The following is a 7,813-nucleotide window of genomic DNA, read 5'->3' as shown; positions in this document are numbered from 1 at the left end:
TCCGAAGCTCAGGTTATTTACAATTATAAGATTTTACAAATAAAAAAGCCCGCAATACATAGATTGTGGGCTTTTTTAAACGCGCTGTTAGTTAATCCATCGAGAAGTGATCTAGGCTCGGTTTCACTCTGGCTTGTCGGCGTTTCACACTTTTATAGCAAATAACGTTACAAACAAGCTGTAGGCCAATAACTAACCAACTTAGTGTTATTAAGCCACTAATAGCTGTGCTGCTAAAAACTAACATAACAGCAATAACAATATGTACAATTAAGGCCACATTTAAAAAGCGATATAAGCTCTGCTTAAATTGTGTATGTTTAAACTTACTAAAAACAGCCAAAAGTATACTGACAATCAGTAGCAGCCAGTTAATTGCTAAGCCAAAATAAATGACCGTCGTTTGCATTAATGTATCCTCACCGTATCAAGGTAACGCACTATAAAGCGATTCACTTTATCCGTGCGCTTTTATAAGCTCTTTTGCATTTGCTTTAGCTGTTTTGCTAATGTTATCACCACCCAGTAATCGAGCAATCTCATTTACTCGACCATCTTTATTCAATGCCAGCATATGCGTAAATGTTTCACCGTCTGCAATTTCTTTGGCAACAAAAAACTGCTGATGAGCGCTACTGGCCACTTGCGGTAAATGGGTCACACAAATTACTTGCGTAGACTTACCTAGTTGGCGCAGTAGTTTACCAACAGCAGCAGCTGTTGGGCCAGAAATACCAACATCCACTTCATCAAAAATAAGCGTAGGGGTCGTGACTTTTTGCGCAATAATAACCTGAATAGCTAAACTAATGCGTGATAGCTCACCACCAGAGGCTACTTTTGCTAAAGGTTGCAATGGTTGCCCTGGGTTTGTTGATACTAAAAACGAAACATTATCAAAGCCTAAGCTATTTGGAGCGCGATCGTTTTGTGCAGTCAATGCTATTTCAAATACGCCATTTTCCATAGATAGATTAGCCATGCTTTCGCTGATCAATCCATTTAATGTATTCGCATACTGGTGGCGACTTGCACTTAATTGTTCACTGGCGTTTTGATAATCCTCAAGGGCATGTTCAATTTCACCTTCAAGTTGCTCAAGACGTGAGCTGTTATTACTTATCGACTCAAGCTCTTGTGCAATAGTTTGATGAAATCCAACGAGCTCTTGGGGTTTTATATGGTGTTTTCTGGCTAAGTCCATTGCACCACTGAGTCTGTTTTCTACTTCAGTTAATCGCTGAGGATCCAAGTCGGCTTGTTCAGTGTAATTACGTACTTCTCGGCTTGCTTCTTCAACTTGAACAGCGGCTTCTGATAATAATGTTGCCACACTGGCTAAGCTTTCATCATACTGTGCAAGTTCAGTAAATTGTTGGGCGCTGTGCTGTAAAATGGAACACGCATTTTGTTCATCATTTTCATATAAATGCTGCAACTCGCGCTGGCAGACTTGCAATATAGTTTGGCTATTGCTGAGTTTATAATGTTCAGCTTCTATTTGCTCAAATTCATCTGCCTGCAACGCAAATTCATCAAGCTCTGCGACTTGATACTCCAATAGTTGCTTTTGTGCGGCTTGTTGCTGCTGCTGTTGTTCTAGATGTTTAAATTCTTTTTGTAAGTCAGCAAATTGTTTATAACGCTGGCTTACAGCATTAACAAGATTATGATGGCCTGCATATGCATCGAGTAATTGTAGCTGATGCTCTGCCTTTAATAGGTGCTGGTGCGCATGTTGGCCATGAATAGAAATTAAATATTGGCCTAGCTCTTTTAGTTGTGCAGCGGTAACTGGGCTGCCATTAATGTAGCTTTTACTGCGACCATTTTTACAAACAACTCGACGAAGTAAACATTCGTTGTCGTCGTTATTAAGCATGTTCTCTTCTAAAAAAGCATGAGCGAGTGGTAAATTGCTTAAATCAAATTGTGCACTTACCTCTGCTTTATCAGTTCCTGGGCGCACAGCAGACGCTTCTGCTCGCTCTCCAAGACACAATGATAATGCATCAATGGCGATTGATTTACCTGCTCCCGTTTCACCGGTGATAGCGGTCATACCCGAATGCCATTCTGTGCTTAAATTACTTACGATTGCAAAATTTTTAATTTCTAAACCAATTAACATACTGTTCATCCATCCAGTGAATTAACTGTTAATTTATACAGTGTTTTGGTTTTTTGCAAATTAAATTTCTATATTTTAAGCAAGGCTGGACTCAATTAATGTTTTTTTTTCTTCATCAATAGGGAGGTTTTCATCGTTAAGGTCAATACTATCAACTGGTTGCGCTATGTCTTCAGTTTTTAACTTTAAAATTAGCGTAGGAAGGACTTCTTGATAAAAGTTTTTATTATATAAAATACCTTGAGCTGGTAACTCTGCTATAAAATATTGAGTGGTATCGGAAAAAGCTTGGCTGTTATTATTTTTATAGGTTTTTATTAGTTCTTCGTTAAGTATATTAATAAGTAAATCGCATAGCGACTCTAGCTTGTTTAAATTTTCATCAGTGTGTGGCTGTACCACAAAAAAATTACTGACAACGGCTTGAATTCGAGGAAGGTGTTTAGCACTAATGACTTTTGCATCAAGTAACTCGTTAAGTTTTATTTTTAAACGTGATTGAGTACTTGCAACGCGTTCGTTAAACAGCTTTTTCTTTGCTTTAATGGTTTTTTTTCGATTACTCTCAATTAGCAAGTAACTGCCAAGTAAAGTAATTAATAATAATAAAGCAAGAAATACTACATAACTCATTACTACTTTTTCCTGATGATATTTAAAACTTCTAGTCCAATATTTTGCGCTAAAGTTGCATGTTTGGCAATAAAATTAGTATAACCGGCTACCCCAATTTAGCTTTTTACGTAGCACATTATAATAAGAGTAATTTTTTGGGTGAATTAATCGTAATTTTCTATCTGCTTTGCGAATAACGACCTCATCACCGGGTAATACGGCAAGTACAACATGGCTGTCGCAACTTACCTGTAAGCTATCGGTATTTTCTAAACTAAGCTTTAAACGTACTTCGTTATCGGCATCTACCACTAAAGGGCGGCTTGATAAAGTATGCGGGAACATAGGAACCAATGACATTGCATTAAGCTCTGGTGTTAAAATAGGCCCGCCGCCCGATAAAGAGTATGCCGTTGAGCCTGTTGGAGTCGACACAATCAAACCGTCGGAGCGTTGAGAAAATACAAAGTCATCGTTTATAAAGGCTTCAAACTCAATCATATGTGCTACTTTATCAGCATGAAGCACTGCTTCGTTTACTGCAGAATTAGCGCTTTTAAGTTCGTTATGACGATACACTTCAACTTCTAATAAAAAACGTTTTTCTTCAATGTAATCGCCGCTGAGTACCTGTTCTAAGCTACCCTCAAACCCTTCTGGATTTAAATCGGTTAAAAATCCTAAATTACCTCTATTTACACCAATTACGGCTATATCAAAGCGAGCAAGCACCCGTGCAGCACCCAGCATATTGCCATCGCCTCCAACCACAATCGCCAAGTCGGCACGCTCGCCTAAATCAACGAGCTTTACGAGTTTGTCGCTCGGTACATCACTAAGTTGACTCCCTGTACGTCTTTCAACAATCACCTCAAAGCCTAAAGCTAATAAAAACGTATGTAATCGTTGTAAAGTAGCGGCAGCATTAGGATGATTTGGCTTACCAATCAAGCCGATAGTGTTAAAGGGAGAGTCCATAATAAATACACTGAGAGTTCTAATATTTGTAGAGTAACCTAAAACAGAAGTGTTTGAAAACACAGATCTTAATAATAACCAGCGGATTTAATTAATTCACTGTAAAATTTAGATTTATTGTATTTTTTATACTTGAAATAATAATACTTAGCCCCGATATAACAGCTATGCGTAAAGATGTAGATAACATGAAACTAAACCCACGAGATCAGCAAATATTTGCCGCTGTTATGAGTATGTACTGTAATGGCGATGGCTTACCTGTGCCGTCAACAAAAATTGCAAAGCAAAAAGGTATGGCGGTATGCTCTGCCACTGTGCGTAACGCGATGGCGCGCCTTGAAAAAATAGGCTTGTTGTATTCACCACATACATCGGCTGGCCGAGTGCCAACCAATGATGGGTTTGACTATTGGTTTGATGAGTTTTTTACGCTCAATGATATTGCTAATTATTGGCAGCCTGAGCAGGCTGAGTTAGTTGAATTGGCACATGGCTTGAGTCAACGTTACCAAGTATGCTGTTGTGTGGGGCTACCTCAAGTTAGAACTCAACAGGTATTTAGAGTAGAAGTACTCGACTTTGACGCTAATAACTGGCTTATCTTACTTTTAGACAGAGCAGGGCAAAGCCATAATATTTGCATTAACAAGCCTGATGATCCTAGTGACGGCCAACGCTATGAGTTTGCCACTTGGCTTAACACTGTATTTAGCCAGCAAACGCTCATTGAAGGGCTATACAGAATGCAGGCAATGGCAAATACGGCACCGCGTAATTGTCATGACTCTTTAACTCAATGGACGCGTGAACTAAGCCAAAAATTAGGTTCAGATAACAGTATTGTGGTGGGCGAAAACTACCTTTATAAAAAAATAGATTGTGAGCAAAGTCTTAATATTGGTGTTTCATTTTTAAATTTTGTGGAAGATAAGCTCGCATTTAAAAACGGGGTCTCTATTCTCAGTGCTGAAAACTTACCTTTTAGCACCTGTGATGATCTCATTGTGATCACTGTGCCGTACTTTCAAAATCAGGAATATCAAAGTCGTTTTTGTGTTATTTGTCCGAAATCAGCGCAATTAGAGAAAATAATCCAAGAATTTAAATTATTAGAGCCATCGAGCTCTTGAATCTTTTTATTCAATCCCCATAATTACCGCAGTTGTAAAGAATTGGAGCGTATATTTTATGTCTGAGCAGACACAAAACCCAGAGCAAGAAGTAGAATTGAACGAAGAAGTGGCGCAAATGGAAGCCGACGTTGAGGCTGCAGTAGAAGCAGCAGAACAACACGCCGAGCAAGAGCAAAGCCCTGAAGCAGAAATTGCAATGTTATATGCTGAGTTAGAAGCGGCAAAACAAACCATTGCAGATCAGAAAGATAGCGTCGTTCGCGCTGCTGCTGACGTTGACAATATGCGTCGTCGTGCTGCACAAGATGTTGAGAAAGCACACAAATTTGCACTTGAAAAGTTTGCTAATGAATTACTCCCTGTTATAGATAACTTAGAGCGTGCTATTGAGTTCTCTGATAAAGAAAATGAAACGCTTAAGCCTTTGTTAGAAGGTATTGATATGACAGTAAAAAGCTTTAACGATGCAGTGGCTAAATTTGGCGTTGAAATTGTAAACCCACAAGGTGAGCAGTTTAACCCAGATTTTCATCAAGCAATGTCGATTCAGCCAAGTAATGATGTGACGCCTAATACTGTGTTAGCAGTAATGCAAAAAGGTTACACATTAAACGGTCGTTTATTACGTCCTGCAATGGTTATGGTATCAAAAGCAGCTGATGCTTAATTAAGTATACAATTAAAAAATGCCTCATTATGAGGCATTTTTTTTGTCTTTAAAATAATGAACTAACTGCACTAGGATAGTGAGTACAACTGCGCTGAACATTAAACTTGAAAATGGAACTGCACTTTGTGCATGCATTACCGCTAATATAGGGCCTACTAATGCGCCACTACCAAAACGTAAGGTGCCAATAACCGCCGTTGCAGTCCCTGTATTTTGCTCAAATTTCATCAAAATCAATGAATCTGCGTTACTTGCTATTATACCTAGGCTCATCATCAACGGAGCAATAGCCGCAACAATAAAGTAAAGTGACAAGTTTAATACGCTAAAGCTAAGTAATGCTGCGCCAGAGATAAAGCCACACATTAAGCCATAATAAAGCATTTTGCGTGAGCCAATACGTGGCACTACGCGAGTATTTAAGAAATTACCAAACATCAACGCCATCACATTAAAAGCGAATAACAGGCCAAACAATTGTTCTGATACTTTAAATAGGTCGAGGTAAATATAAGGGACGGACGTTAAAAAGCAAAAAAAGCCAAACGACACAAACATCGAGCTTAAAATATCGGCGCGGGCGTGCGTATTACTTAATACCACTTTATAACTTGAGAAGAATAATGCTAATCCTTTTCGCTCATTTTTAAATATTGGAATATCGATTAAGTAACGTTGCACAAAAAGTAAAATAACAAAGCTATAGGTCGCTAAAACAATAAAAATAGTCGACCATACCGAAAAGCCTAAAATAGCCGAGCCGATAGAGGGGGCAAGTAACGGCGCTATCATCATAATCATAGACACGTAAGACATACCTTTAGCAGTATTTTTTTGATATATATGCCTAATGATCCCAGGGACGACAACCGTAGCGGCCGCGCCTGTAAATGCCTGTACAGCTCTTAACAGCCAAAAAGTATGCACTTCAGTGGTAAATGCTAACGCCAGTGAACTTAAGCCAAATAAACTGAGACCTATCCTTGCCAGTTTACGCCTGCCAATTTGATCGGCTATGGGGCCAAAAAATAACATGCCCAATGCATAACCCGCTAAGTATATACTCAACGATATTTGAACATTTGGCATGCTGGTATTGAGATCATTGGCAATCACCAGCATCGCCGGTAAATACATATCAATGGCTAAAGGCGTGATCGCGACAATACTGGCTAATAAAGGCAATAAAATACGGGTATTAAAAGAAGAAGCCGAAGCACTCATTTAAAAACTCAAAACAACGAATACAGGCCCAACATTATAGCAGGGCAATAGCCTTGGATAAACTTAGTTTGCCTGCTAACTTAATTGTTTAATTGCAAAAAGCAAAGATTTTAAACTAACACCGCGTTTGGTATTCTATACTTAGTAACAAACTTTTTTAGGGTAACACAATGAAAAAATTGGTTTTGATAGTTCTAGCCAGTGCAGTATTGGCAGGTTGTAAAACATCACCAACTGGGCGCACGCAAATTGCGTTTTACTCAGATCAGCAAATGACTCAAATGGGCACTGCCAGTTTTGCAGAGATAAAAAAAACGCAGCCGATAAATAAAGACCCAAAAGTAAACAGTTACGTCAATTGCATTGCTGAAAAAGTAGTGGCCGTGCTTCCTACAGAATATGCATCTCAAAATTGGGAAGTGGTGGTATTTGAAGATGAATCTGCAAACGCCTTTGCATTGCCTGGCGGTTATATTGGTGTACATACGGGGCTCTTAAAAATAGCCACAAATCAAGATCAGGTTGCCACTGTTTTGGGCCATGAAGTTGGACACGTGATTGCTGAGCATTCAAATGAACGGGTCTCACAAAGTTCTATTTTACAAACGGGTATGCAGCTGGGCAATGCGGCGCTTGAAATGGGTAACGTGCAATACCGTAATGAAATTATGCAAGGCCTTGGTTTAGGCGCTCAATATGGTGTGGTTTTACCCTTTAGTCGCTCACATGAGTCAGAGGCAGATACAATTGGTTTAGATCTTATGGCGCAAGCAGGGTTTAACCCTAAAGAGTCTGTAACGCTTTGGCAAAATATGAGCCAAGCGGGCAGTGGAGCTACGCCAGAGTTTTTATCAACTCACCCAGCACCAACGAGCCGTATTGCAAATTTACAATCGCAAATGAGTAAAGCGCTTAGCGAGCAAAAAACAGCTAAAGCACAAGGTAAAAATCCGCAGTGTAGGTTGTGATTTAAATAGTCGTTAGACAATTAAAAAAGCCTGTAGATTTAAACTGACAGGCTTTTCAATTATCATGTTACTAGATGTATGGACTCCCTCT

8 protein-coding genes are annotated in these 7,813 nt (G+C 39.2%); 3 read left to right on the top strand and 5 right to left on the bottom strand.

Going from position 1 to position 7,813, the window contains the following annotated elements; genetic code table 11:
• Positions 1-91: 91 nt before the first annotated feature.
• From CWC14_RS05145 to nadK, 4 genes are all read right to left on the bottom strand, one after another.
• Entirely contained in the window at positions 92-409 is a 318-nt protein-coding gene (locus CWC14_RS05145) for a hypothetical protein (RefSeq protein ID WP_013465170.1), read from the bottom strand.
• Between the two features lie 48 nt (positions 410-457).
• A complete protein-coding gene (gene recN / locus CWC14_RS05140) occupies positions 458-2,131 on the bottom strand; it encodes a DNA repair protein RecN (protein WP_138561678.1) in 1,674 nt (557 codons plus the stop codon).
• 75 nt (positions 2,132-2,206) lie between these two features.
• Positions 2,207-2,764, bottom strand: coding sequence for a hypothetical protein (locus CWC14_RS05135; protein ID WP_138561676.1), 558 nt, complete (start codon positions 2,762-2,764; stop codon positions 2,207-2,209).
• 75 nt (positions 2,765-2,839) lie between these two features.
• Positions 2,840-3,724: an NAD(+) kinase gene (gene nadK / locus CWC14_RS05130; RefSeq protein ID WP_138561674.1), complete on the bottom strand. Its 885-nt coding sequence runs from the start codon at positions 3,722-3,724 to the stop codon at positions 2,840-2,842.
• Between the two features lie 167 nt (positions 3,725-3,891).
• On the opposite strand from nadK, the gene CWC14_RS05125 reads away from it, so the two are divergent.
• Together CWC14_RS05125 and grpE are read left to right on the top strand one after the other, a co-directional pair.
• Complete coding sequence (locus CWC14_RS05125; protein ID WP_138561672.1) at positions 3,892-4,857, top strand: HrcA family transcriptional regulator; 966 nt, start codon at positions 3,892-3,894, stop codon at positions 4,855-4,857.
• A 58-nt stretch (positions 4,858-4,915) separates the two neighbouring features.
• Entirely contained in the window at positions 4,916-5,527 is a 612-nt protein-coding gene (grpE, locus tag CWC14_RS05120) for a nucleotide exchange factor GrpE (RefSeq protein WP_013465165.1), read from the top strand.
• A 27-nt stretch (positions 5,528-5,554) separates the two neighbouring features.
• Here the strand turns inward: grpE and CWC14_RS05115 are convergent, their stop codons facing one another.
• Entirely contained in the window at positions 5,555-6,754 is a 1,200-nt protein-coding gene (locus tag CWC14_RS05115; protein ID WP_138561670.1) for a Bcr/CflA family efflux MFS transporter, read from the bottom strand.
• Positions 6,755-6,924: 170 nt separating this feature from the next.
• Here CWC14_RS05115 and CWC14_RS05110 point away from each other — a divergent pair, with 170 nt between their 5' ends.
• Positions 6,925-7,722 carry a M48 family metallopeptidase gene (locus CWC14_RS05110; RefSeq protein ID WP_076922471.1) on the top strand — a complete coding sequence of 266 codons (798 nt, stop codon included), beginning with the start codon at positions 6,925-6,927 and terminating at the stop codon, positions 7,720-7,722.
• Positions 7,723-7,813: the final 91 nt, after the last annotated feature.

This window comes from Pseudoalteromonas sp. S3260 (assembly GCF_005886925.1).
Taxonomy (GTDB): Bacteria; Pseudomonadota; Gammaproteobacteria; order Enterobacterales; family Alteromonadaceae; genus Pseudoalteromonas; species Pseudoalteromonas tetraodonis.
The sequence above is the reverse complement of the archived record's forward strand: the minus strand, read 5'-3'. Positions and strand labels throughout refer to the sequence as shown.